We start from the raw sequence: 24,092 nt of genomic DNA, 5'->3' as shown, positions 1-24,092 counted from the left end.
GCCGCCCCCCTGCGATGACACCGAGGCGGGCGGGGCAGGGTGCTCACGAGAATCGATGCATGACCGAGGCCGTCAGAGCCCGCCGCATCCACCTCGAGGAGACAACCACCATGCACCGCTCCCGTTCTTTCGCAGGCCTCGTTCGCCTGCTGCTTCGCACCACGGTCCTGTGGACGCTCGCAATGCTCGCGGCGCCCACGCTGGCCGCCTACAACCAGAGCCTCACGCGCACGCTGGACGCCGGCCAGATCTACGGCAAGGTCGCGGCCAACAACACGCACGCCTTCCTTGGCATTCCCTTCGCGCAGCCGCCCGTCGGCAACCTGCGCTGGCGCGCCCCGCAGCCGCCGCAACCGTGGAGCGGCGCGCGTGCCGCGACCACGCTGGCCGGCATGTGCGCGCAGGTCGGCAACCCCTTCGGCGAGCCCGACCCGGCCACCTTCGGCCAGCCCGTGGGCACCGAAGACTGCCTGTACCTGAACGTGTGGCGGCCGAACTCCAGCGCCGAGAACCTGCCGGTGTTCTTCTGGATCCACGGCGGCAGCAACACCAAGGGCTCGGCGCGCGAGCCGGCCTACGACGGCGCCTACCTGGCGCAGAAGGCCAACATGGTGGTGGTCACCGTGCAATACCGCATGGGCATGCTGGGCTGGCTGAACCACCCGGCCATGAAGACCGGCAACGCGCTGGACGACTCGGGCAACTTCACCACGCTGGACCTGGTGCGCGCGCTCGACTGGGTGAAGGCCAACGCGCGCGCCTTCGGCGGCAACCCGGGGCAGGTGACGGTGGCGGGCCAGTCGGCCGGCTGCATCAACACCTGGGGCCTGCTGCAGTCGCCGCTGGCCGACGGCAAGTTCCACCGCGCGCTGTGCATGTCGGGCGTGCCCAATGCGTACCCGCCGGTGGTGGGTACGCTGGCGGCCGATTCGCTCATCGACAACCTGCTGGTCGACACCGGCCGCGCCTCGACCACGCTGCAGGCCGCGGCGCAGCGCCTGACGATGAGCCAGTCCGACATCGCCGCGCTGCTGCGCGGTGCGAGCGCGGCGCAGATCATGAAGTTCACGCCCAGCCCCGTGGTGCCGGGCCACTTCACCGACGGCACCGTGATCCGCGCGAGCGGGCTGCCAGGCCTGCTGGCGGGCAACTACAACAAGATGCCGCTGATGATCGGCTCCACGCACGACGAGGGCTCGTACTTCGCCTTCCTGTTCGGCATGGGCCAGCCCTCGCAGCAGGAGCTGTGGAACCTGAGCAACTACGCGGCGCCCGGCAGCGTGACCTTCAACCAGTTGATCAAGCCCGAGTTCCGGCCGATCTACACGCAGACGCATGAAGTGATCAGCTACGCGCTGGACAACGTGATCGACAACGTGATCCGCGTGCTGCGCCTGCAGAACGGCGACATCTACCGCTACAACTACAACTGGGACGACACGCCGCAGCCCTGGAAGGACACCTTCGGCGCGTTCCACGGCATCGACGTGGCGGCGCTGTTCGGCAACTTCGTGACCGACGAGCCGAACTTCATGCGCTTTGCCTGGAGCCCCGCGAACGCAAGCAGTCGCAAGGCGCTGTCGGACAAGTTCATCGGCCACGCGGCGAGCTTTGCCCGCTACGGCGCACCGAGCCGCATGTTCGACGGCCAGACGACCTGGAACAACTGGACCAACTTCGTGTGCCTGCTGTGCAGCAAGCGCATGATCTTCGACAACCAGCCGCGCATGTCGGCCGACGACTACCTGTTCTTCTGGCCGCGTTATTCGCTGCTGTCGCCGCAGCAGCGCGAGTTCCTGTTCCAGCAGATCGACTTCAACGCGCTGCCCGATTCGGTCGATCCGCTGCGCAACGGCACTCGCTGAGTTTCTGAGGCGATCGACCTATTGGATGATCCCGTGGCGCACGGCATAGAGCACCAGCTCCGCCGTGCTGGCCACGCCCAGCTTGTCGAGGATGTTGCTGCGGTGCGTGCTCACGGTCTTCACGCTGATGAGCATCTCGTCGCCGATGGCGGTGAGCGACAGGCCCTTGAGCATCATGAGCATGATCTGGTGCTCGCGCACCGTGAGCCGCTGGTGCGCGGGGCGGTCGTCGCGGCCTTCGAGCTGGCCGCTGACCTGCGAGGCGGCGCGCGCGCTCAGGTACTGGCCGCCGGCCGCCACGCAGCGGATCGCGCGCACCAGCTCGGCGGGCTCCGCGTCTTTCGCGATGTAGCCGCGCGCGCCGGCCTGGATGGCGACCAGCGCGTACTGTTCCTCGGCGTACATCGACAGCATGAGCACCGGCAGCGCGGGCTGCAGCGCGCGGATCGAGGCCAGCACCTCCAGGCCGTTGCGGCCTTCCATGTTGATGTCCAGCAGCACCACGTCGAAGCGGCGCTGGCGCACCAGCTCGAGCGCCTCGGCGCCGTTGCCGGCCTCGGCCGTGGTGCGCAGGTCGCTCTCGTCGAGCAGCAGCCGCTGCAGGCCCGAGCGGAAGATCGTGTGGTCGTCGACCATCAGGATGTCGATCATGGGGGGCCGCTTTCCGGTTGCAGCAGCGGCACGCTCAGCGCCAGCCGCGTGCCCGCGCCGGGCGCCGCGTGAATGTGCAGCTCGCCGCCGATCTCGCGCGCGCGTTCGCGCATGCTCAGAAGGCCCAGCGCGCTGCCCTCGGGCGCGTCGGGGTCGAAGCCGCAGCCGTCGTCGTGCAGCGCGAGCCGCAGGCGCTCGCCGTCCACGCGCAGCCGCACGTCCACGCGCTGCGCCTTCGCGTGGCGCAGGACGTTCGTCAGGCCTTCCTGGAAGATGCGGTAGACCGCGGTGGCCTGCTTGGGCGCAAGCCGCAGCGCGGGCGCGTCGGTGTCCAGCGAATGCAGCACGCCCGAGCGGCGCGTGAAGGCCTGCAGCTCGTGGGCCAGCGCCACCGACAGGTCCAGGTGGTCGAGCGCGCTGGGGCGCAGCGCCTCCGAGATCTGCTTGACCGTGTCGATGGTCTGCTGCGTGAGCGCGATCAGGCCCTGCGTGAGCGCCTGCACCTCGGGGTTGTCGGCGCGGCGCTGGATGCGCGTGGCGTCCATCTTGATCGAGGTCAGCATGCCGCCGAGCACGTCGTGCACGTCGCGCGACAGCGCCAGCCGCTGCTCCTCGAGCTTGTTGGCGGTGTAGGCCGCCAGGGCCTGCAGCTGCTCGCGCGAGCGCTGGCGTTCTTCCTCGTTGCGCACGCGGTCGGTCACGTCCACGCCCACGCCCATCACGGCCGGGCGGCCCCGGTGCTCGATGCGCGAGCCGTGGACTTCGACGAAGCGCACGCGCCCGTCGCGGTGCAGGCCGCGCGTGATGAAGTGCATGCTCGGCGGATTGCCCGCCAGCCGGATGCGGATGCGCGAGCGCACGACTTCCACGAAGTCGGGCGGCACGATCTCGGCCAGCGACATGCCGGTCATTTCTTCTGCGGTGTAGCCCACGATGGCGGCCCAGGTCGCGTTGCAGTAGACGAAGCGGTCGTCCTGGATCACGTAGATGCCCGCCACCGCCTGTTCGACGATGGTGTCGAAGGGCATGTCCTGCAGGCTCTCGCGGGCGGGTGCTGTCATGGGGGCGGGCGGTGGCGCGCTGCATGATAGGTCGCGGGCCGCGCCGCACGGCCGCGCCCGAGGGTTTGCGAGCAGCAGGGTTCCCCGTAGCGCCGGCCGGAAATGTCCGATGGCCGCCGCGTGCGGTGCGCCGCCAAGATCGGGGCCCGCCTGCTTCAGGCTGCCCCACGGCCGGCGACGCCGGCAAGGACGACACGACGATGGTCTACCGCTGGCTCGCGCCTTTGCTCCTCCTGTGTCTGGGCCTGCCGGGCCGCGCCGACGAGATCGTGGTGGGGCAGTCGCTGCCGCTGAGCGGGCCGCTCGGCGAGGCCGGGCGCAACGTGAAGGACGGCATCGACGCCTACCTGGCGCGCGTGCAGCGCGACGGCCTGCTCGGGCGCCACAAGCTGGTGTGGCGCGCGCTGGACGACGGCTACTCGGTGGAGCGCCACACGCAGAACATCCGCCAGCTCGTGGTGCAGGACAAGGTCGATGCGCTGGGCCTGTCGGCCGGCACCTCGCACATCGACGCGGCCTACCCGACGATGCGCGAGGCGGGCACGCCGCTGATCGGCGCGATGACCGGCGCGTCGGCGCTGCACGGCGCGCAGCGCGCGCTCATCTACCACCTGCGCGCAAGCTACGCCGACGAGGTGCGCCAGTTGGTCGCGCAGGCCGTGTCGGTGCGGCAGCGGCGCGTGTTCGCGGTCTGGCAGGACGACGGGCTGGGACGCGACGCGTTTGCGGCGCTGGAGACCGCGCTGCGCGGCGCGGGCATCGAACTCGTGGGGCAGCAGGGCGTGGCGCTGGCGCAAATGGACGGCGCCGCGCTGGCCGCGAGCGTGCGCGCGGCCAAGCCCGATGCGCTGTTCGCGCTGTGCGTGACGCCGTGCGGGGTGAAGCTGTTGTCGGGGCTGGCGGCGGAGAGTGGTGTTGCGAGGCCGACGCCGTACATGCTCTCGATCGTCAACGGCGAGGTGCTCGCCAAGAGCGTGGGGCCGGCGGCGCGCGGCACGGTGATCTCGCAGGTCATGCCGAACCCGCGCCTGGCAACGTCGCCGCTGGTGCAGCGCTACCAGCAGGACATGCGCAGCCACATGGGCCGCGACGAGTTCAGCTATTTTTCGCTGGAAGGGTACGTGGTGGCGATGGTGACGGTGGAGGCGGCGCGCTCGGCGCTGGCCGCTTCACCGCGCCGCTCGATGCAGGACGCCATGAAGCTGATGCTGCGGCGTGAGATCGAGGGGATTCCGGTGTCGAGTGGCGACGATCCGGGTGTGCGTCCGCACCCAGTGACGCTTTCAATGATCGGAAACGGAGGGCGGCTCATTCACTAAGAACGGAGCCGCCCAGGAGAAAGATCAGCCGATCTCTGCGATCAGCTCGATCTCGACGCAGGCGCCCATCGGGATCTGCGCCACGCCGAAGGCGCTGCGTGCATGCGCGCCCTTTTCGGGGCCGAACACTTCGGCGAAGAACTCGCTGGCGCCGTTGGTCACCAGGTGCTGTTCGGTGAAGGTGCCGACCGAGTTCACGAGGCTCATCACCTTGACGATGCGCTTGACCTTGTTCAGGTCGCCCACGGCCGCGTGCAGCGTGCCGAGCAGGTCGATGGCGATGGCGCGTGCGGCCTGCTTGCCTTCGTCGGTGCCGATGTTGGCGCCGAGCTGGCCGACCCAGACCTTGCCGTCCTTCTTGGCGATGTGGCCCGACAGGAACACGAGGTTGCCGGTCTGCACGAAGGGCACGTAGGCGGCGGCAGGTGCGGACACCGGGGGCAGGGAAATGCCGAGGCTGGAAAGCTTGTCGTAAACGCTCATGGAGACTCCTGATCTGGGGATGATGATGACGATGACGGGGGTGATTGTGTCTGTGTTTGCGCCGCCGACGCCGGCAGCTGCACCACTTCCCCCACGGGTTGCACGGTCACGCCGACATGCAGCGTGTGGCGTGCGCCGCCATGCAGCACGCCGCGCATCGGCGAGACGTCGGAGTAGTCGCGCCCGATGGCGAGCGTGACGTAGTCCTCGCCGGGCTGGCGGCCGTTGGTGGGGTCGAAGTCGGCCCAGCCGCCCACGCTCTCGGGGCCTTCGCCCTCGCCGGGCAGGTACACCGACACCCACGCGTGCGAGGCATCAGCGCCCACCAGGCGCGGCTGGCCCGGTGGCGGCTGCGTGAGCAGGTAGCCGCTCACGTAGCGCGCCGGCAGGCCCATGGCGCGAAAGCACGCGATGAGGATGTGGGCGAAGTCCTGGCACACGCCCTTGCGCTGCGCCAGGGCTTCGACGGCGGGGGTGTTGATCTCGGTGCTGTCGGCGTCGTAGGCGAAGTCGCGGTACATGCGCTCGATGAGGTCCATCGCCACGTCGAAGGTGGGGCGCTCGGGCACGAAGCTGGCGCGCGCGTAGGCCACGAAGTCGTCATGGCGCGGCACGTACGGCGAGGGAAACACGAACTCCGAGGCGGGGTCGAACGGTGCGTCCTTGCGAAAGCGAAAGCGCTCGCGCACGGTCTCCCAGGGCAGCTCGCGCGCCACGGCGGGCGAGAGCACGGGTGCCGACGTTTTCACGACGCTTTCGGCCGTGACGATGAGGTGGTCGTGCGTGGTCTCGAGCGCGAAGAAGGCGCGCGTGTTGCCGTACAGGTCGGGCACCTCGTTGCGTTGTGCGGGCGCGGGGTCGATCGTGAGCTGGTGGCTCACGAGTTCCTGCGACGCGGTGGCCAGCGGGCGCAGGTGCGCCAGGTGCTGCGCCGTCTCGACCGCCGGCGCGTACGCGTAGCGCGTTTCGTGGGTGACGTGCAGCAGCATCGCGCGGCTCGCTGTCTACTTGGACTCGGCGCCGAAGTGCGAGGCGTAGATCTTGGCGTAGGTGCCGTCGGCCTTGATGTCGGCCAGGCCCTTGTCGATCTTCGCCAGCAGCTCGGCGTTGCCCTTCTTCACGGCGATGCCGTACTGCTCGGTCGAGAAGCCGGCGTCGCTCACGGTCTTGAAGCCGCCGCCCGGGTTGTTCGCCAGGTAGTGGGCCACCACGCCGTTGTCGGCCACCACGGCCTGCACGCCGCCGGCTTCGAGTTCCTTGAGCGCCAGCGGCGTCGACTCGAAGCGCTTGATGTCGGTGCTCGACTTGCCCAGCAGCTTGCCCACCACCTCGTCGCCGGTGGTGCCGTTCTGCACGCCGACCTTGAGCTTCTTGATGTCGTCGAACTTCGCGACCGTCGAGTCGCTCTTCACGGCGATGAGCTGGCGGGCCTCGAAGTAGGGCTGCGAGAAGTCCATCGTCTGGCGGCGTTCGGGCGTGATGGTGATGGCCGACACCAGCAGGTCGCGGTCGCCCAGCTCGAGCGTGTTGAAGATGCCTTCCCACGGCGTGTTGACGAACTTCACCTCGATGCCGGCCTTCTGCGCGATGGCCTTCACCACGTCGATGTCGAAGCCCACGACCTCGCCCTTTTCGTTCTGCGATTCGAAGGGCGTGTAGGCCGCGTCGGTGCCCACGACCAGCACGCGCGGCGCGGCGGCGGGCGGCGGTGCCGAAGCGGCCGCAGGCGCGGCGGATTCCTGCTTGCCGCAGCCGGCGAGCGCGAGGCCGACCAGGAGGCTGGCGGCGGTCAGTGTGAGACGGCGGTTGAGGGCGATGCCGGACATGGAAATGCCTCCTTCGAAATATCGTTGTGTAGGTATGGAATCAGGCGCCCACGGAGCGCAGCGATTCGGACGTGAGCGTGAAGTAGCGCGTGCCGATGGCGTCGGACACGTGGTACGCGGCCGTCTCGCAGGTGGCGAGCAGCTCGACCAGCGCGGGGTAGTCGGCGCCGGGGCCGGCCGCGCACAGGTGTTCGAGCGTCCAGGTGGCGGGGTCGGGCAGCTCGTACGACAGGGCGGTGAGCTTGCCTGGTGCGCTGCCTGCGAGCCTTGCGATGCGACCGCGCAGCGTCTGAGTGACCCAGGCCAGCGAGCGCGGGTTCTCGGCGTCGAGCACCAGCAGGTCGACCAGCGTGGCGACGTCGCGGCGCTGCTGGTAGCGGGCATGGAAGGTGATGGTGCTGTCGAACAGCGCCACCATCGCCTCGAAGCCGCTCACCTCGTGCACCGCGCCGTTGGCGAAGCCGGCCTCGAGCGCGCTGGAGAGAAAGCCCAGCCGCTCGATGTGGCGGCCGATCGACAGCAGCCGCCATGCGTCGTCGCGCGTCATGCGGTCGGTCTGCGCACCGGTCATGGCGGCCAGCGCGGTGCTGGCGGATTCGAGCGCGCGCAGGGCGGCGCTGGCGGCAAAGCTGCCTTCGCCGGCCTGCTCGGCCGCGCGCCGCAGGAAGTCGCTTTCGGCGCGCACGATCTGGTTCCAGTTGTCCTGCGACAGCCGTTCGCGCACGGCCGCCGCGGCCTGCCGGATGCTGCGCAGGCTGTAGCCCACGCTGCCACCGTTGTCGACGTCGCCCAGCTCGGCGATCAACGCGCGTTCGAACACGCGGCGTGACTGCGGCGCGCTCGGCGCTTCGGCCGGCACGAGCGCATTGCGCACCGCCATGCGGTGCAGCCATTCGAGCAACGGGCGCGAGGACTGGTCTTCGCTGCCCAGCAGGTTGAGCGTGAGGCGCGCCAGCCGCACCGCGTTCTCGGCGCGTTCGGTGTAGCGGCCGAGCCAGAACATGTTCTCGGCCGCGCGGCTGGTGACCGGGGCGCGGTGCCGCGCGAGCGAGGCCGGCGTGGCGTGCGGTTGCAGCAGCGTGGTGCGGTCGACCTCGCCGTGCGTCTGCACCCAGACGTCGGCGCTGCTGCCGCCGCGCTGCATCGAGGCGATCTGCGCATCGGGGCCCGCCAGGCGCGCCAGGCCGCCGGGCAGCACGCGCCACGACTGCGGGCCGTCGCTCACCGCGAACACGCGCAGCATCAGCGCGCGCGGCGCGATGTGGCCGGGGCCGAGGTCGCAGGCCCAGGTCGGCATCTGCGACAGCGGCAGGTAGCCCTGCACCGTGTGGACGTCGCCCTCGCGCACGATGCGGCCCGCCCATTCGTCGATTTCACGGCGGCCGAGCTGGCTGCCGAACACGGCGTCGAAGCTGGAGCGGCCTTGGAAGCCGGGGTAGGTCGGCTTGATGGCGCTCTCGCCCAGCTGCGGCAGCACCGCCTCGAGCGCGGCGCGCTCGCCGCACCACCAGGTCGGCAGCGCCGGCAGCTTGAGTTTTTCACCGATGAGCCGTAGCGCCAGCCCCGGCAAAAAGCCCAGCAGCGCCGGCGATTCGAGAAACGCCGAGCCCGGCATGTTGGCCACCAGCAGGTTGCCCGCGCGGATCGCCTGCAGCAGGCCGGGCACGCCGAGCGTGGAGTCGGGGCGCAGCTCCAGCGGGTCGAGGAACTGGTCGTCGAGCCGCTTGATGAGGCCATGCACCGGGCGCAGGCCCTGCAGCGTCTTCAGGTACAGGCGCTGGTCGCGCACCGTGAGGTCGCTGCCCTCGACCAGCGTCAGGCCCAGGTAGCGCGCCAGGTAGGCGTGCTCGAAGTAGGTCTCGTTGTACGGGCCGGGCGTGAGCAGTGCGATGTGCGGCGGCGAGCCCGAGGGGCACATGCGCTGCAGGCCTTCCATCATGGCGCTGTAGGTGGCGGCCAGCCGCTGTACCTGCAACGCCTCGAAGGCCTGCGGAAACTGCCGCGTGATCGCCAGGCGGTTCTCCAGCAGGTAGCCCAGGCCCGAAGGCGCCTGCGTGCGCTGCGAGACCACCCACCAGTTGCCGTCGGGGCCGCGCGCGAGGTCGAAGGCGGCGATGTGCAGCCAGGTGTCGCCCGCCGGCTTCACGCCGTGCAGCGCGCGCAGGTAGCCGGGGTGGCCGCGCACCAGCGCCGGCGGCAGCAGGCCCTCGGCCAGCAGCTGCTGCGGGCCGTAGGCGTCGGCCATCACGCGGTCGAGCACGCGCACGCGCTGCTGCACGCCGGCCTCGATCTGGGCCCAGCTCTCGGGCGAGACGATCAGCGGGAACAGGTCGAGCGACCACGGCCGCTGCGGGCCGTTGGCGTCGGCGTACACGTTGTAGGTGACGCCGTTGTCGCGGATCTGCCGCTCCAGGCTGACCGCGCGCCGCGGCAGGTCGTTGATGCCGCCGGGGCCGAGCTGTTCGAAGAAGGCGTTCCAGGCGGGGGTGAGCGGAGGCTGGTCGCTGGAGGGTGAAGGTTCCTGTGCCTGTGATTGCGAGGACGACTGTGACTGGGACTGCGATTGCGACGGGGTCGGTCGCTCCTCGGCGGCGTCGTACAGCAGCGGGGCCGCGGCGGGCGCCGGGGCCGCGCCCGCCACCGGCCGCGAGGGCGCCACGGGCGTCGCCTGTCCCCGCAATTCGTCGAAATGCCCAGGCAGGGCAGCCGGCGCGAGCGAAGACGCCAGCGCCGCCGGATGCTCCGGGGCCTGGGCGTCGAACAGGGATTCGTTCAGGGGTTCCACAGGGGGGAGATTGTCACATCACCGTCACCGGGGCCGATCCGGCGGTGCGACAGGGTTCCCCCTGAGTCCTCGGACCGGTCAGCGCCGCAGGTCCAGCGTGAACGGAAACTCCCGGCTGCCCGGCAGCTCGATGGTGGCCGGCGGCGTGCGCAGCAGGCCCGGCGTGTGGCCGGTGCGCGTGAAGCGCGAGTGGCGACGGCTCTCGGCCTCGTAGGCGTTGACCGGGAAGGTGTCGTAGTTGCGACCGCCCGGGTGGGCGACGAAGTACTGGCAGCCGCCCAGCGAACGCTTCATCCAGGTGTCGACGAGGTCGAAGGTCAGCGGTGCGTGGGCCGGGATGCTCGGGTGCAGCGCCGAGGGCGGGTTCCAGGCCTTGTAGCGCACGCCCGCGACGAATTCGCCGGTGACGCCCGTGGGCTGCAGCGGCAGCACCTTGCCGTTGACGGTGACGACGTGGCGGCTCTCGTTCAGGCCGGTCACGCGCACCTCGATGCGCTCCAGCGACGAGTCGACATAGCGCACCGTGCCCCCGGCCGAGCCTTCCTCGCCCATCACGTGCCAGGGCTCCAGCGCGTTGCGCAGCGACAGCTCCACACCCATCGACTGCATCTGGCCCACGAGCGGGAAGCGGAACTCAAAGTGCGGCGCGAACCAGTCGGCATCGAAGGCAAAGCCGGCCTGGCGCATCTCGCTGATGACGTCGTCGAAGTCCATCTTGACGAAGGTCGGCAGCAGGAAGCGGTCGTGCAGCTCGGTGCCCCAGCGGGTGACGGGCGCCTGGTAGGGCGCGTCCCAGAAGCGGGCGACCAGCGCGCGGATCAGCAGCTGCTGCGCGATGCTCATGCGCGCATGCGGCGGCATTTCGAAGGCGCGCAGTTCCAGGAGGCCGAGGCGGCCGGTGCTGGAGTCGGGCGAGTAGAGCTTGTCGATGCAGAACTCGCTGCGGTGCGTGTTGCCCGACACGTCGATCAGGATGTTGCGCAGCGTGCGGTCGACCAGCCATGCGGGCATGTTCTGGCCGTAGATCTCGCGGTTCTTGGCGATCTCCTTCAACGCGATTTCGAGTTCGTAGACCTGGTCGTTGCGCGCCTCGTCCACGCGCGGCGCCTGGCTGGTCGGGCCGATGAACATGCCCGAGAACAGGTAGCTCAGCGACGGGTGGTTGTGCCAGTACAGCAGCAGGCTGGCCAGCAGCTCGGGCCGGCGCAGGAAGGGGCTGTCGGCGGGCGTGGCGCCGCCCATCACGAAGTGGTTGCCGCCGCCGGTGCCGGTGTGGCGGCCGTCGGTCATGAACTTCTCGGCCGACAGGCGGGTCTCGAATGCGGCGTTGTAGAGGAACTCGGTGTGGGCGACCAGTTCCTTCCAGTTGTGGGCCGGGTGGATGTTGACCTCGATCACGCCCGGGTCGGGCGTCACGGCCAGCATCTTCAGGCGCGGATCGCGCGGCGGCGGATAGCCTTCCATCACGATGCGCACGCCGAGCTGCTGCGCGGTGGCTTCGACGGCGGCGACGAGGTCGAGGTAGTCCTCCAGGCGCGCCAGCGGCGGCATGAAGACGTAGAGCACGCCCGAGGCGCTGCCTTTCTTCTCGGCCGCGGGGCCGTTGGCGCGGCGCGGGTCGCGCACCTCGACGCACAGCGCGGTGCGCGTGACCCAGTGGGCCGATTCGCCGCGCAGCGGCTGGCGCGTGGCGGGCGTGGCGGCATCAGCGGCGGCTGCCGCATCGCCCTTCGCCGCATCGCCGGGGCTTTGCATGCGCAGCGACGCGGCCACCACGGGCGGCGTGCCGAAGGTGTAGGGCACCTCGCCCAGGTCGGCGCCGGCGACCGGCGTGGCGGTGGCATAGCGCGCGCGGTAGTCGGACGCGCTGGGCAGCGCGGCGCGCGGCGCGGTCGGGTCGCGCTCGATGAGGTAGGGGTAGTCGCCCTTGCTCGCCCACGGCTGCGAGTCGAGCGGCAGGCGGTAGCCCATGGGCGAATCGCCCGGGATCAGGAACAGGCGGTCGTCGCGCAGGAACCAGGGGCCGGTCTTCCAGCCGGGGCCGGCGAGCGCGGGCGTGTCGCTGTTGGCGTTGCCGGGCTCGATGGGCAGCATGTAGCCGATCACCGCGTCGAGCTTCTGCGTGAACACGCGGCGCAGGCGCACGCGTTCGAGTTCGTCGTCGAGCTTGGAGTCGAAGGGGTCGACGTTCACCGGCAGGCGGCGTTCGCGCCACAGGTAGTAGTAGGTGTCCTCGTAGCCGGCCTGGATGTAGCGCTCGGTGAGGCCCAGCTTGTGCGCCAGCACGGTGGTGAAGCGGCGCGCGTCCTCGCTCGTGTAGTGCGTGGGAAAGCGTTCGTCGGCGAACAGCTCGGGGTCGTGCCACAGCGTCTGGCCGTCGGCGCGCCAGAAGATCGACAGCGCCCAGCGCGGCAGCTGCTCGCCCGGGTACCACTTGCCCTGGCCGAAATGCAGGAAGCCGCCCTGGCCGTACTCGGCGCGCAGCTTGTGCACGAGCTCGGTGGCGTAGCCGCGCTTGGTGGGGCCGAGCGCGTCGGTGTTCCATTCGGGCGCATCGCGGTCGCTGGTGGCCACGTAGGTGGGCTCGCCGCCCATCGTGAGGCGCACGTCGCCGGCCACGAGGCGCGCATCGACCGCGTCGCCGAGCGCGAGCACCTCGGCCCATTGTTCTTCGGTGTAGGGCTTGGTGACGCGCGGCGATTCGTAGATGCGCGTGACCTTCATCTCGTGGCTGAACTCGACCTCGGACTCGTCGACGCCGCCTTCGATGGGCGCGGCGCTCGACGGCGTGGGCGTGCAAGCCAGCGGGATGTGGCCTTCGCCGGCGAGAAGGCCCGAGGTGGCATCCAGGCCGATCCAGCCGGCGCCCGGCAGGAACACCTCGCACCAGGCGTGCAGGTCGGTGAAGTCGACCGTGGTGCCGCTGGGGCCATCGAGCGCTTTCACGTCGGGCGTGAGCTGGATCAGGTAGCCCGACACGAAGCGCGCGGCCAGGCCGCAGTGGCGCAGCAACTGCACCAGCAGCCAGCCCGAGTCGCGGCACGAGCCGCTGCCGTTGCTCAGCGTTTCTTCCGGCGTCTGCACGCCGGGCTCCATGCGGATGAGGTAGCTGACGTCCTTCTGCACCTGCTGGTTGATGCCGACCAGGAAGTCGATGGTGCGCTGTTCCTTGCGCTCGATCTTGTCGAGGTAGGCCTGCAGCAGCGGCGTGGGCTTCTCGGTGACGAGGTAGGGCGCCAGCTCCTCGGCCTGCGAGGCCGTGTACTTGAAGGGGAAGTTCTCGGCCTGCGGCTCCAGGAAGAAGTCGAAGGGGTTGTAGACCGCCATCTCGACCACGAGGTCGACCGTGACCTTGAACTCGCGCGTCTTCTCGGGGAACACGAGCCGCGCCTGGTAGTTGGCGAACGGGTCCTGCATCCAGTTGACGAAGTGCTCGGCCGGTTCGACCCGCAGCGAGTACGAGATCACATTGCTGCGGCAATGGGGCGCGGGGCGCAGTCGCACGACTTGCGGGCCCAACTGCACCAGGCGGTCGTATGTGTAGTGGGTGACGTGGTGGAGTGCGGCGTGGATGGACATGCGTAGGGGCGTGCAGTGCAGCGAGGTTGCATCGAAAAGATGTCTCTGGTGAGACGCATACTAGCCCAGTTGCCAAGCAATTAACGCGCCATCGAGCGTGGGTTGGGGGAGGGTTTGCATCATGGATTCCGGGGTGTCGGGAGGGCAGTCGCGGCGTGCGTCCGAGGCTGTCGCGGGTGGGTGGGGGGCCTTCGTTGCGCTGGGCGGTACGCTGCTCGGCGCGGCGGTGCAGCTGCGCCAGCCGCTGTTGTGGGCGGCGGGTGTCTACGTCGCATTGCTGCTCGTGGGGCTCGGCGGCGGATGGCTGTTGTGGCGGTGGCGTGGGCCTCGGCTGTTCGTGCTGATGCTGTCGCTGGCCTGCGGTGCGATGGCCGGCGCGGGCCTGGCCGGATGGCGCGCCACGGCTTACGCGCAAGGGGCGCTGGAGCCGCAGCTCGAAGGACGCGACCTGCGGCTCACGGGCGTGGTCTCGCAGATGCCTCAGCGCAGCGAGATCGGAACGCGCTTCCGTTTCGATGTGGAGACGGCGCAGTGGGCCGAGGCCCTGCCTGACGCTGCGCCACCGACGGTGCCGTCACGCATCGCGCTCGCCTGGTACGGCGACTACGGCGGGATGTGGGAGCAGCCCGCCGAACGTCGCGCATCCGTCGCACGCACCGTGGGCGAGGTGCATGCCGGCCAGCGCTGGCAACTGACCGTGCGCCTGCGCGCGCCGCACGGCAACCTCAATCCGCATGGCTTCGACAGCGAACTGTGGGCGTGGGAGCAGGGCGTGCACGCGCAGGGCCACGTGCGGGCCGGGGCGCGCGACCCCGCGCCGCGCCTGCTGGGCACGACGTGGCGGCACCCGATCGAGCGGGCGCGCGAAGCCGTGCGCGATGCCGTCTTCGCCCGCGTGGACGATCGGCGTCAGGCCGGCGTGATCGCCGCGCTCGTCACCGGCGACCAGGGCGCCATCGACCGTGCCGACTGGGACGTGTTCCGTGCCACCGGCGTGGCGCACCTGATGTCGATCTCGGGCCTGCACATCACCTTGTTCGCGTGGTTCGCGGCGCATGTGGTCGGCGCGCTCTGGCGGCGCAGCAGCCGGCTCATGCTGCGGCTGCCCGCGCAACAGGCCGCGCTCGCCGGCGGCGTGTTGCTGGCCGCGCTCTACGCGCTCTTCAGCGGCTGGGGCGTGCCCTCGCAGCGCACGGTCTGGATGCTCGCGGCCGTGGCGCTGCTGCGCCTGAGCGGTCGGCGCTGGCCGTGGCCGCACGTCTGGCTGCTGACGGCGGCGGTCGTGGTGGCCGCCGACCCGTGGGCGCTGCTGCAGGCCGGCTTCTGGCTCAGCTTCGTGGCGGTGGCGGTGCTGTTCGCCTCCGCCACGGCCGTGCCGGGCGAGGGGCGGGTGGGCGCGCTCACGCGCCTGGGCCGCTTCTTTCGCGAGCAATGGACGATCACGCTGGCGCTCACGCCGCTGAGCCTGCTGCTGTTCCAGCAGGTGTCGGCGGTCGGGCTGGTGGCCAACGCGCTCGCGATCCCGTGGGTGACGCTGGTGATCACGCCGCTGGCGATGCTCGGCGTGGCGGTGCCGCCGCTGTGGGACGTGGCCGCCGGGGCGGTGAAGCTGTTCGCGCTGCTGCTGCAGGCGCTCGCCGGCCTGCCGTTCGCCACGCTGTCGATGGCCGCGCCGCCGCCGTGGCTGGCCGCAAGCGGCGTGGCGGGCGGCGTGCTGCTGGCGATGCGCCTGCCGTGGTCGGTGCGCGCGCTTGGCCTGCCGCTGCTGTTGCCGGTGCTGCTGTGGCAGCCGGCGCGACCTGCGGTGGGTGAGTTCGACCTGCTCGCCGCCGACATCGGGCAGGGCAACGCGGTGCTCGTGCGCACCGCCACGCACAGCCTGCTGTACGACGCCGGCCCGCGCTACGGGCTCGACAGCGACGCGGGCCACCGCGTACTCGTGCCGCTGCTGCGCGCACGCGGCGAACGGCTCGACCTGCTGTTGCTGAGCCACCGCGACATCGACCACACCGGCGGCGCACCCGCCGTGTTCGCCATGCAGCCGCAGGCGGCACTGCTGAGCTCCATCGAGGCCGGGCACCCGCTGCAGGCGCTGCGCCCCGCGCGCCGCTGCGAGGCCGGGCAGCGCTGGACCTGGGACGGCGTCGACTTCGAGGTGCTGTTTCCCTATGACAGCGACTACCTCGGCTTCACGCGGCCCAACGCCGTGTCGTGCGTGCTGCGCATCGGCAACGGCCGCGCCACGGTGCTGCTGGCCGGCGACATCGAGCGCCTGCAGGAGGCCGCGCTGGTGTCGCGAACGCCTGGGCTTGCGGCCGACGTGCTGCTGGTGCCGCACCATGGCAGCAAGACCTCGTCGAGCGAGGTTTTCCTGGACGCCGTGCGCCCGCGCATCGCGCTCGTGCAGGCCGGCTACCGCAGCCGCTTCGGCCACCCCGCGCCCGAGGTGGTGGCGCGCTATGTCGAACGCGGCGTGCGGGTGATCGACAGTCCCCGCTGCGGCGCCGCCCACTGGGCGAGCCCGGCGCCGGCCGAGGTGAAGTGTGAACGCGCGCACGACCTGCGCTACTGGCGCCACCGCATGCCATGACGGTCCGAAACGCGAAATGCCCTCGCATCGGACCCAAACCTAGGGCTTCTACTGGCCTCGAACTTGCTAAGCTATGGCTCAAGGAGATTGGTCGTTCCATGCACAAATTCGACGAGATGTATGAGCAGCTCCCCTACGCGGGCGCTGCAATCCGACAGCACTACAAGCGCTACGACCAATGGCTTGCGAAGCAACCCGGTGAGGTGATGCGATCGCGGCGTGAAGAGGCGGAAATGATTTTCCGCCGGGTCGGCATCACCTTCGCGGTGTACGGCGCCAAGGACGAGGACGGCTCCGGCACCGAGCGGCTGATCCCGTTCGACCTGCTGCCCCGGATCATTCCCTCCCACGAGTGGGAGAGCATGGAAAAGGGGCTGGTGCAACGTGTCACGGCGCTCAACCGCTTCCTGTACGACGTGTACCACGACCAGGAAATCATCAAGGCCGGCATCATCCCGGCCGAGCAGATCCTGAACAACGCCCAGTTCCGCCCCGAGATGATGGGCGTGAACGTGCCGCACAACGTCTACTCGAACATCTCGGGCATCGACATCGTGCGCGCCCCCGATGCCCAGGGCAACGGCGAGTACTACGTGCTCGAAGACAACCTGCGCGTGCCCAGCGGCGTGAGCTACATGCTCGAGAACCGCAAGATGATGATGCGGCTCTTCCCGGAGCTGTTCAACCAGAACCGCATCGCGCCGGTCGCCCATTACCCCGACCTGCTGCTCGAAACCCTGCGCGCCAGCGCGCCGCCGGCCACGGCCGAGCCCACGGTGGTGGTGCTCACGCCCGGCATGTACAACAGCGCCTACTTCGAGCACGCCTTCCTGGCCCAGCAGATGGGCGTGGAGCTGGTCGAGGGGCAAGACCTTTTCGTGAAGGACGACTTCGTCTACATGCGCACCACGCGCGGCCCGGTGCGGGTCGACGTGATCTACCGCCGCGTCGACGACGACTTCCTCGACCCCGAGGTGTTCCGCCCGACCTCCACCCTCGGCTGCGCGGGCCTCATGCGCGCCTACCGCCAGGGCAACGTCGTGATCTGCAATGCCGTGGGTACCGGCGTGGCCGACGACAAGTCGATCTACCCGTACGTGCCGAAGATGATCGAGTTCTACCTCGGCGAGAAGCCGATCCTGAAGAACGTGCCGACCTACATGTGCCGGAATAAAGACGAGCTGCAGTACACGCTCGACAACATGAAGGACCTGGTCGTCAAGGAGGTGCACGGCGCCGGCGGCTACGGCATGCTCATCGGCCCGGCCGCCACGCAGGCCGAGATCGAAGACTTCAAGAAGGCCGTCATCGCCAAGCCCGACGGCTACATCGCCCAGCCCACGCTGAGCCTGTCGACCTCGCCGACCTTCGTCGACGCCGGCATCGCGCCGCGCCACATCGACCTGCGTCCCTTCGTGCTCTCGGGCAGCGAGGTGCAGATGGTGCCCGGCGGCCTCACGCGCGTGGCGCTCAAGGAAGGGTCACTGGTGGTCAACTCGTCGCAGGGCGGCGGCACCAAGGACACCTGGATTCTCGAAGCGGACCGCACGGCCAAGCCGAAGGCGGCCACGCAGTCGCAAAGCCAATCGCAGTAGGAGCACCCACGATGCTGTCCCGCACCGCAGACCACCTCTACTGGATGTCGCGCTACACCGAGCGTGCCGAGAACACGGCGCGCATGCTCGACGTCAACTACCAGACCTCGCTGCTGCCGCAGTCGGCCGAGGTCGCCAAGTACGGCTGGCAGGGCGTGCTCTCGATCAGCGAATTGCTGCCCTGGTACAGCAAGAAGTACGACCAGATCACGCCCAACGAAGTCATGGAGTTCATGGTCAAGGACGAGAGCAATCCGTCGTCGATCGTCTCCTGCCTGAAGGCTGCGCGCGAGAATGCGCGTGCCGTGCGCGGCGCGCTCACCACCGAGGCCTGGGAAACGCAGAACACCACCTGGCTCGAAGTGAACCGCATGCTGCGCGCCGGCGATTTCGAGCGCGACCCGGGGCAGTTCTTCGAGTGGGTCAAGTTCCGCTCGCACCTGTCGCGCGGCGTCACGCTGGGCACCATGCTCCAGGATGAGGCGTTCTACTTCTCGCGCCTGGGCACCTTTTTGGAGCGTGCCGACAACACGGCGCGCCTGGTCGACGTGAAGTTCCACGCGCTCAACAGCGAGTTCTTCGGCGCCGCCACCGAGGAAGACCAAGAGTACGACTTCTATCACTGGAGCGCGATCCTGCGCAGCGTCTCGGCCTTCGAGGTCTACCGCAAGGTGTACCGCGACGTGATCAAGCCCGAGCGCGTGGCCGAGCTGCTCATTCTTCGCGCCGACATGCCGCGCTCGCTGCACGCCAGCCTGGTCGAGGTGGTCAACAACCTTGCCAAAGTGCAGAACGAGCAGAGCGCCGAAACCCAACGCCGCGCCGGCAAGCTGCTGGCCGACCTGCAGTACGCACGCGTCGACGAGATCCTGGCGACGGGCCTGCATGCCTACCTCACGCAGTTCCTCGACCGGGTGAACGAGCTGGGCGGGCGCATCAGCCAGGACTTCCTGGTGCCGGCGCACTGACGACGCATCGAGCCGATGTCCTGCGGGCCCGTGCAGGCCCCAGGACTCCGCGCACCCGGCGGTAGGATTCGAGTTCGATCTCGATCCAAGTTGCTGACCGCAGGGAGTTCTCATGAAGAAATCAATGCTTGCCCGTGATGGCAAGTGGAAGGCCGCCGCCTTGGCGGCTGTCGTGTTGCTTGCCGGCTGCGACCAGGCCGCCTCACCGAAAGAACAAGCCTCCGCGCAGGCATCGACGGCCGTCGTCGTCGATGCCGCCACGGGATTGCGCTGGCTGCGCTGCGCGCTGGGGCAGACCTGGCAGGGTGGTCGTTGCGTCGGCGAGGCCGAAGCCCTGAGCCTGATGGACGCGCAGGAGCGCGTGCAGGCGCTCAACGCCAAGGGCCATGAAGGCATCTCGCAATGGCGGCTGCCGACCATCGTGGAGCTGGCGGCGCTGCGGCGTTGCGACCATGGCCTGGTCGACGAGACCTTCACGCTCGAGCTGAGCCCCGAACGGGAGCCTGTCACCGTGCCTCGTTGGTGCGCCCGCGAAACCTCCGTTCCCACCATCGACAGCGCACGCTTTCCCGATACGCCGCTGCGCAAGTTCTGGTCGGGCTCGGGCAGCGAGGCCGCGCAGCACTTCTATGCCGTGGACTTCAGCAATGCATGGATCGGCCAGAACGAGGCGGCCGAGGCCGCCCACGCCGTGCGGCCGGTGGCCGATCGCTGACCTTCAGCTACTTCTACTTCGAGAACGACTCGACAGTCACCGGAATCTCCGGCGCCTGCCACCGGTAGCTGTCGCCCAGCACATTGCGCTCGGCCTTCTGCCCGCTCCAGCGGATGCCCAGCAGGTCCATCAGGCTCCAGCCGGCCCAGTCCGCGCGAAAGGGCTGCTGCGTGGCGGCGCCGGTGGGCAGTGGCTCGCGGTTGCGCCAGACGACGGCCGGGATGCGGTAGCCCGAGGCGGTCGCGGGGCTGTGGCCTGCGCGGTCGCTGCCGTGGCCGACTTCCTGGCCGTGGTCCGACAGGTACATCCAGGCGCGGTAGTCGTCCGGCTTGCCGGTGCTGCGGGTCTGCTGCAGCAGTTCCGACACCACGAAGTCGTGGTACAGCAGGGCCGCGTCGTACTCCTGGCGGAAGTGGCGCACCCAGGCCGAGCGGCCGTCCTTGACGAGGCCGTTCTCGACCGCGTCGACGCTGTCGTCGAAGGGATTGGCGTTCTCGGGAAAGCGCAGGCTGTAGTGCGGGTGCGCGCCCATCAGGTGGACCACGATGAGCTTGCGCTCGGTGCTGGTGTCGGCAAAGGCCTCCTGCACGCAGTCGAGGATCTCGCCGTCGAGCGAGGCGCTGGCGCGGCCCGGCGTGCGGTTCACCATGTCGACCACGTCGGCGTAGCGCGCGTGCTGCTGCTCGATGGCCAGGTCGTCGTGGTTGCTGATCCACCAGACCTTGTAGCCGGCGGCGCGCGCCAGGGCCAGCAGGTGGGGCGGGCTGTCGCCGTTTCCGTTGTTTCCGTCGTTTCCATTCGCGGGCTGGCCGAAATGGAACATGTTGCGCAGCGCGGGCAGGGTGCTCGCGTCCACCGACCACGCGTTGCGCAGCACGGCCATGCGGTCGCCTTCCTGCGCCTTGTGCGCCTGCAGGCGCGGCGTGGTCGGGCGGCCGTAGCCGTACAGGCCCATGTTGTCGCGGTTGATGCTGTCGGTGATGACGAGCACGACCGTGGACGGTCCCTCGCGCGTGATCACCGGCGCGATCTGCCGGGCCTGGGCCATCTGCGCATCGCGGGTTTTTTCCTGGTCGGCCCAGGCGGCGCGCTGGTCCTGCAGCGACTGCGACCACTGGGTCCAGAAGACGACCGGGTGCAGCCGGCGCCAGGGTTTGCTCACGTAGGCGACGCAGGCGACGAGCAGGATGAGCAGCATCAGCGAGCGCGCCCAGAACGGCCGACGCGCACGTGGCGCCGTGGCACCGCGTCGCGCGAACAGGCCCGCCAGCAGGCCGGCCGCCACGAGCGCGGCCGACCAGACGACGGCGGAGCGCCAGTGCATGCGCAGGTACTCGGCGCTTTCCCGCGCGTTGGTGTTGGCCGCGGCGCCCAGCACCATGGCGCTGTCGGGCGCGGCCTGGTAGGTGTCGAGCAGGTAGGCGCGGACCACGGCGTCCAGGCCGAAGCCCATGACCCAGAGCCACACGAGCGCCGTGCGCCAGCGCCGCAGGCGTGCGCTGTGCAGCGGCCACAGCAGCCAGAGCACGGGCGGCGCGGCGAGCACCGCGAGCTGGGCAATGCGGCGGCCGTCGTGGCCCAGGGCGATCAGCGCCAGCAGCGTCGCGCCGACCACGCCGCAGGCCAGCAGGGCGCTGGAGGAAGGACGCGGGGCGTCGGTGGCGGGATGTGTCAAGCGCGGCGCGGGGAGTCGAGGGCGGGCGAATTCTGCCCCGCACCCTGCCGCGACACGGCCAGTGTCCCGACCCTCGCGGGGTCTTTGGAGTGCGGCTCAGGGATATCCCCGCGGAACTTATCGGCGCTCAGCGTCCCAGAGGGGGCTTCGACCGGCATTTGCCGGACCTCTTGTGTCTTCTCGAAAGGAACCCTCGCCCCATGGCCCGATTCAGCCGCCGACTGCCCGCGCTCCTGCTCGCATTCTTCTTCTCGTGGATGGTGCTGCCGTCCGCCTTTGCCGCGCAGCCGCAGATGGTCAGTGTCGCGGTCAAGACCCTGAACATGCGTACCGCCCCCAGCCAGCGCGCCGAGGCGCACTGGACGGTGAGCCGGGGTTATCCGCTGCGCGTGATCGGCCGCAAGGGCGACTGGCTGCGCGTCACCGATTTCGAGAACGACAAGGCCTGGGTCTTCCGTTCGATGACGAGCAAGACGCCGCACCACGTCGTGAAGGCGAAGACTGCGCAGTTGCGCCGCGCGCCCGGCGCGCGCAGCCCGGTCGTGAAGAAGGCCGTGTACGGCGACGTGCTGCGCACCCTCGAGCGCCGTGGCGACTGGGTGAAGGTGCGCCACGAAGGCGGCACCACCGGCTGGGTGCTGAAGCGTTCCCTCTGGGGCTGGTGAAACCGAGGGCGCTCAGGTCGCGGTGGCCTGGCGCACCGCGCGCTCCCAGCGCGCCATCGATTCCTCGGCCTGCGCGCGGCCCATGGTCGGCATGAAGCGTCGCTCCACCTTCCACAGCTTGGAGAGCTGGCGCGCATCGGTGTAGACGCCGGTCGACAGCCCCGCCAGGTAGGCCGCGCCCAGCGCGGTGGTCTCGACCACCTCGGGCCGCACCACCGGAATGCCCAGCAGGTCGGCCTGGAACTGCATCAGCAGGTCGTTCACGCTCGCACCGCCGTCCACGCGCAGCTCGGCCACGGGCTTGCCGCCCGCGGCCACGGCGTCGCGGCTCATGGCCTGTAGCAGCGCGGCGCTCTGGTAGGCGATGCTTTCCAGCGCGGCGCGCGCGATGTGCGCGACCGTGGTGCCGCGCGTGAGGCCGCTGATCGTGCCGCGCGCGTCCGCGTCCCAGTAGGGCGCGCCCAGGCCGGTGAAGGCCGGCACCATCATCACGCCGCCGGCGTCGGGCACGCTCTCGGCGAGCGACTGCACCTCGGCGCTGCCCTTGATGGCCTTGAGGCCGTCACGCAGCCACTGCACCACGGCGCCGCCGACGAACACGCTGCCTTCCATCGCGTACTGCGGGGTCGCGTCGACCTGCGCGGCGCTGGTCACGAGCAGGCCGTTGTGCGAGGGCTGGAACGCACCGCCCGTGTGCATCAGCAGGAAGCAGCCGGTGCCGTAGGTGTTCTTGGCCATGCCGGCCTCGAAGCAGGCCTGGCCGAAGAGGGCGCTCTGCTGGTCGCCGGCCACGCCGCCGATGGGCAGCGCGTGGCCCAGCAGCGCGGCGTCGGTGTCGGCAAAGTGCGAGCTCGAGGGCTGCACCTTCGGCATCAGCGCGGCGGGAATGTCCAGCGCCTTCAGCAGGTCGGCGTCCCAGTCGTTCGTGTGCACGTTGAAGAGCATGGTGCGCGAGGCGTTGCTCACGTCGGTCACATGCACCTTGCCGCCGGTGAGCTGCCACATGAGCCAGCTGTCGACCGTGCCGAAGGCCAGTTCGCCGCGTTCGGCCTGGGCGCGCGCGCTGGGCACGTTGTCGAGCAGCCAGCGCAGCTTGGTGCCCGAGAAATACGCGTCGATCACCAGCCCGGTCTTTTCGCGGATGGTGTCGCTCAGGCCCTGCTCGCGCAGCTGCGCGCACAGCGGCTCGGCGCGGCGGTCCTGCCAGACGATGGCGTGGTGCACCGGCTGGCCGGTGGTGCGGTTCCACAGCACGGTGGTCTCGCGCTGGTTGGTGATGCCGATGGCGTGGATGTCGGCGGGCTGCAGCTTCGCCTTGGCCAGCACCTCGCGCGCGGTGGCCAGCTGGCTGCGCCAGATTTCCATCGGGTCGTGCTCGACCCAGCCCGGCTGCGGATAGATCTGCGTGAGCTCCTTCTGGGCGATGGCGACGATGCGGCCTTCGCGGTCGAACACGATGCTGCGCGAGCTGGAGGTGCCCTGGTCCAGGGCAAGCAGGTAGGTGGTCATTCGATGAGTCTGATGGGGTTCAGTTGTCGCGCGCGATCTCGAGGCGCACCTGCGCGGCGTGCAGCAGGTCGGGGAAGGGTGGCGGCGGCGCGGCGTCGGTGAACAGGCGGTCGATCTGCGAGAGCGTGCCCAGCTGGATCATGGCCGGCCGGTTGAATTTGCTCGCGTCGGCCGCCAGCCACACCTCGCGCGCCTGGGCAATGATGGTCTGCGCGACCTTCACCTCGCGCAGGTCGAAGTCGCGCAGCGAGCCGTCGGCCTCGATGCTCGACACGCCGATGAGTGCGATGTCGACCTTGAACTGGCGGATGAAGTCGATGGTGGCCTCGCCCACCACGGCGCGGTCGCGCGGGCGCACCGAGCCGCCGGCCACGATCACCTCGCAGGCCGTGTTGCCACTCAGGATGGTCGCCACGTTCAGGTTGTTGGTGATCACGCGCAGGCCCGTGTGGCGCATCAGCGCCTTGGCGATGGCCTCGGTGGTGGTGCCGATGTTCAGGATCAGCGAGCAGTCGTTGGGCACCAGCTCGGCCACGCGGCGCGCAATGCGCGCTTTTCCGTCGGCGTTGAGCGTTTCGCGCTGCTGGTAACCGATGTTCTCGGTGGTCGAGCTGGGCACGCGCACGCCACCGTGGAAACGCGTGAGCAAGCCCGCATCGGCCAGCCGCTGCACGTCGCGCCGCACGGTCTGCAGCGTGACGCCCAGCATGTCGGCGAGCTGTTCGACGGTGACGGAGCCGCGCGCGCGCACGGTGTCGAGGAGGTTGATCTGGCGCGGGTTGGAGTTCACAGAGGCGTCGTGGAAA

The 24,092-nt window shown here is 69.7% G+C and carries 17 protein-coding genes; 7 read left to right on the top strand and 10 right to left on the bottom strand.

What is annotated here, in order from left to right; all coding sequences use genetic code 11:
- The first annotated feature begins 110 nt into the window (after window positions 1-110).
- On the top strand, window positions 111-1,865 hold the full coding sequence (locus tag ACAM52_RS15740) for a carboxylesterase/lipase family protein (protein ID WP_369647582.1): 1,755 nt from the start codon (window positions 111-113) through the stop codon (window positions 1,863-1,865).
- 18 nt (window positions 1,866-1,883) lie between these two features.
- Here ACAM52_RS15740 and ACAM52_RS15735 read toward each other — a convergent pair whose 3' ends face one another.
- A complete protein-coding gene (locus tag ACAM52_RS15735) occupies window positions 1,884-2,516 on the bottom strand; it encodes a response regulator transcription factor (RefSeq protein ID WP_095744783.1) in 633 nt (210 codons plus the stop codon).
- Window positions 2,513-3,577 carry a PAS domain S-box protein gene (locus ACAM52_RS15730; protein WP_369647581.1) on the bottom strand — a complete coding sequence of 355 codons (1,065 nt, stop codon included), beginning with the start codon at window positions 3,575-3,577 and terminating at the stop codon, window positions 2,513-2,515. Before ACAM52_RS15730 ends, ACAM52_RS15735 begins: the two co-directional genes overlap by 4 nt.
- A gap of 125 nt (window positions 3,578-3,702) precedes the next feature.
- Here ACAM52_RS15730 and ACAM52_RS15725 point away from each other — a divergent pair, with 125 nt between their 5' ends.
- Complete coding sequence (locus ACAM52_RS15725; RefSeq protein WP_369647580.1) at window positions 3,703-4,896, top strand: ABC transporter substrate-binding protein; 1,194 nt, start codon at window positions 3,703-3,705, stop codon at window positions 4,894-4,896.
- A 24-nt stretch (window positions 4,897-4,920) separates the two neighbouring features.
- Here ACAM52_RS15725 and ACAM52_RS15720 read toward each other — a convergent pair whose 3' ends face one another.
- The 5 genes from ACAM52_RS15720 to ACAM52_RS15700 all read right to left on the bottom strand — a co-directional run bounded on the left by ACAM52_RS15720 (window position 4,921) and on the right by ACAM52_RS15700 (window position 13,569).
- Window positions 4,921-5,379, bottom strand: coding sequence for a RidA family protein (locus ACAM52_RS15720; RefSeq protein ID WP_062476784.1), 459 nt, complete (start codon window positions 5,377-5,379; stop codon window positions 4,921-4,923).
- On the bottom strand, window positions 5,376-6,368 hold the full coding sequence (locus ACAM52_RS15715) for a transglutaminase N-terminal domain-containing protein (RefSeq protein ID WP_369647579.1): 993 nt from the start codon (window positions 6,366-6,368) through the stop codon (window positions 5,376-5,378). The genes ACAM52_RS15720 and ACAM52_RS15715 overlap by 4 nt, the downstream gene beginning before the upstream one ends.
- A 15-nt stretch (window positions 6,369-6,383) precedes the next feature.
- A complete protein-coding gene (locus ACAM52_RS15710; RefSeq protein WP_369647578.1) occupies window positions 6,384-7,205 on the bottom strand; it encodes a basic amino acid ABC transporter substrate-binding protein in 822 nt (273 codons plus the stop codon).
- Window positions 7,206-7,245: 40 nt separating this feature from the next.
- Complete coding sequence (locus tag ACAM52_RS15705) at window positions 7,246-9,990, bottom strand: circularly permuted type 2 ATP-grasp protein (RefSeq protein ID WP_369647577.1); 2,745 nt, start codon at window positions 9,988-9,990, stop codon at window positions 7,246-7,248.
- 78 nt (window positions 9,991-10,068) lie between these two features.
- Window positions 10,069-13,569: a DUF2126 domain-containing protein gene (locus tag ACAM52_RS15700; RefSeq protein ID WP_369647576.1), complete on the bottom strand. Its 3,501-nt coding sequence runs from the start codon at window positions 13,567-13,569 to the stop codon at window positions 10,069-10,071.
- Window positions 13,570-13,690: 121 nt separating this feature from the next.
- On the opposite strand from ACAM52_RS15700, the gene ACAM52_RS15695 reads away from it, so the two are divergent.
- The 4 genes from ACAM52_RS15695 to ACAM52_RS15680 all read left to right on the top strand — a co-directional run bounded on the left by ACAM52_RS15695 (window position 13,691) and on the right by ACAM52_RS15680 (window position 19,437).
- A complete protein-coding gene (locus tag ACAM52_RS15695; RefSeq protein ID WP_369647575.1) occupies window positions 13,691-16,159 on the top strand; it encodes a DNA internalization-related competence protein ComEC/Rec2 in 2,469 nt (822 codons plus the stop codon).
- A 98-nt stretch (window positions 16,160-16,257) separates the two neighbouring features.
- Window positions 16,258-17,754: a circularly permuted type 2 ATP-grasp protein gene (locus tag ACAM52_RS15690; RefSeq protein ID WP_307694106.1), complete on the top strand. Its 1,497-nt coding sequence runs from the start codon at window positions 16,258-16,260 to the stop codon at window positions 17,752-17,754.
- A gap of 11 nt (window positions 17,755-17,765) precedes the next feature.
- Window positions 17,766-18,722: an alpha-E domain-containing protein gene (locus tag ACAM52_RS15685; RefSeq protein ID WP_062476763.1), complete on the top strand. Its 957-nt coding sequence runs from the start codon at window positions 17,766-17,768 to the stop codon at window positions 18,720-18,722.
- Window positions 18,723-18,846: 124 nt separating this feature from the next.
- Window positions 18,847-19,437 carry a DUF1566 domain-containing protein gene (locus tag ACAM52_RS15680; RefSeq protein WP_369647574.1) on the top strand — a complete coding sequence of 197 codons (591 nt, stop codon included), beginning with the start codon at window positions 18,847-18,849 and terminating at the stop codon, window positions 19,435-19,437.
- A 13-nt stretch (window positions 19,438-19,450) separates the two neighbouring features.
- Here the strand turns inward: ACAM52_RS15680 and ACAM52_RS15675 are convergent, their stop codons facing one another.
- Window positions 19,451-21,112 carry a sulfatase-like hydrolase/transferase gene (locus ACAM52_RS15675; RefSeq protein ID WP_369647573.1) on the bottom strand — a complete coding sequence of 554 codons (1,662 nt, stop codon included), beginning with the start codon at window positions 21,110-21,112 and terminating at the stop codon, window positions 19,451-19,453.
- Window positions 21,113-21,312: 200 nt separating this feature from the next.
- Here ACAM52_RS15675 and ACAM52_RS15670 point away from each other — a divergent pair, with 200 nt between their 5' ends.
- On the top strand, window positions 21,313-21,777 hold the full coding sequence (locus ACAM52_RS15670; protein WP_070059471.1) for an SH3 domain-containing protein: 465 nt from the start codon (window positions 21,313-21,315) through the stop codon (window positions 21,775-21,777).
- A gap of 12 nt (window positions 21,778-21,789) precedes the next feature.
- Here the strand turns inward: ACAM52_RS15670 and glpK are convergent, their stop codons facing one another.
- Entirely contained in the window at window positions 21,790-23,286 is a 1,497-nt protein-coding gene (gene glpK, locus ACAM52_RS15665) for a glycerol kinase GlpK (RefSeq protein WP_369647572.1), read from the bottom strand.
- Between the two features lie 19 nt (window positions 23,287-23,305).
- Window positions 23,306-24,076 carry a DeoR/GlpR family DNA-binding transcription regulator gene (locus ACAM52_RS15660; protein WP_062476748.1) on the bottom strand — a complete coding sequence of 257 codons (771 nt, stop codon included), beginning with the start codon at window positions 24,074-24,076 and terminating at the stop codon, window positions 23,306-23,308.
- Window positions 24,077-24,092: the final 16 nt, after the last annotated feature.

This window comes from Variovorax sp. V118 (assembly GCF_041154445.1).
GTDB lineage: Bacteria > Pseudomonadota > Gammaproteobacteria > Burkholderiales > Burkholderiaceae_C > Variovorax > Variovorax boronicumulans.
Note: the sequence above shows the minus strand (reverse complement) of the source record. Positions and strands in the feature narration are given on the sequence as shown.

Excerpts from the sequence above, each read along its gene's own strand:
- ACAM52_RS15740 (WP_369647582.1), top strand. The coding sequence starts at position 111 with ATGCACCGCTCCCGTTCTTTCGCAGGCCTCGTTCGCCTGCTGCTTCGC.
- ACAM52_RS15735 (WP_095744783.1), bottom strand. The coding sequence starts at position 2,516 with ATGATCGACATCCTGATGGTCGACGACCACACGATCTTCCGCTCGGGC.
- ACAM52_RS15730 (WP_369647581.1), bottom strand. The coding sequence starts at position 3,577 with ATGACAGCACCCGCCCGCGAGAGCCTGCAGGACATGCCCTTCGACACC.
- ACAM52_RS15720 (WP_062476784.1), bottom strand. The coding sequence starts at position 5,379 with ATGAGCGTTTACGACAAGCTTTCCAGCCTCGGCATTTCCCTGCCCCCG.
- ACAM52_RS15715 (WP_369647579.1), bottom strand. The coding sequence starts at position 6,368 with ATGCTGCTGCACGTCACCCACGAAACGCGCTACGCGTACGCGCCGGCG.
- ACAM52_RS15710 (WP_369647578.1), bottom strand. The coding sequence starts at position 7,205 with ATGTCCGGCATCGCCCTCAACCGCCGTCTCACACTGACCGCCGCCAGC.
- ACAM52_RS15700 (WP_369647576.1), bottom strand. The coding sequence starts at position 13,569 with ATGTCCATCCACGCCGCACTCCACCACGTCACCCACTACACATACGAC.
- ACAM52_RS15695 (WP_369647575.1), top strand. The coding sequence starts at position 13,691 with ATGGATTCCGGGGTGTCGGGAGGGCAGTCGCGGCGTGCGTCCGAGGCT.
- ACAM52_RS15690 (WP_307694106.1), top strand. The coding sequence starts at position 16,258 with ATGCACAAATTCGACGAGATGTATGAGCAGCTCCCCTACGCGGGCGCT.
- ACAM52_RS15685 (WP_062476763.1), top strand. The coding sequence starts at position 17,766 with ATGCTGTCCCGCACCGCAGACCACCTCTACTGGATGTCGCGCTACACC.
- ACAM52_RS15680 (WP_369647574.1), top strand. The coding sequence starts at position 18,847 with ATGCTTGCCCGTGATGGCAAGTGGAAGGCCGCCGCCTTGGCGGCTGTC.
- ACAM52_RS15670 (WP_070059471.1), top strand. The coding sequence starts at position 21,313 with ATGGCCCGATTCAGCCGCCGACTGCCCGCGCTCCTGCTCGCATTCTTC.
- glpK (WP_369647572.1), bottom strand. The coding sequence starts at position 23,286 with ATGACCACCTACCTGCTTGCCCTGGACCAGGGCACCTCCAGCTCGCGC.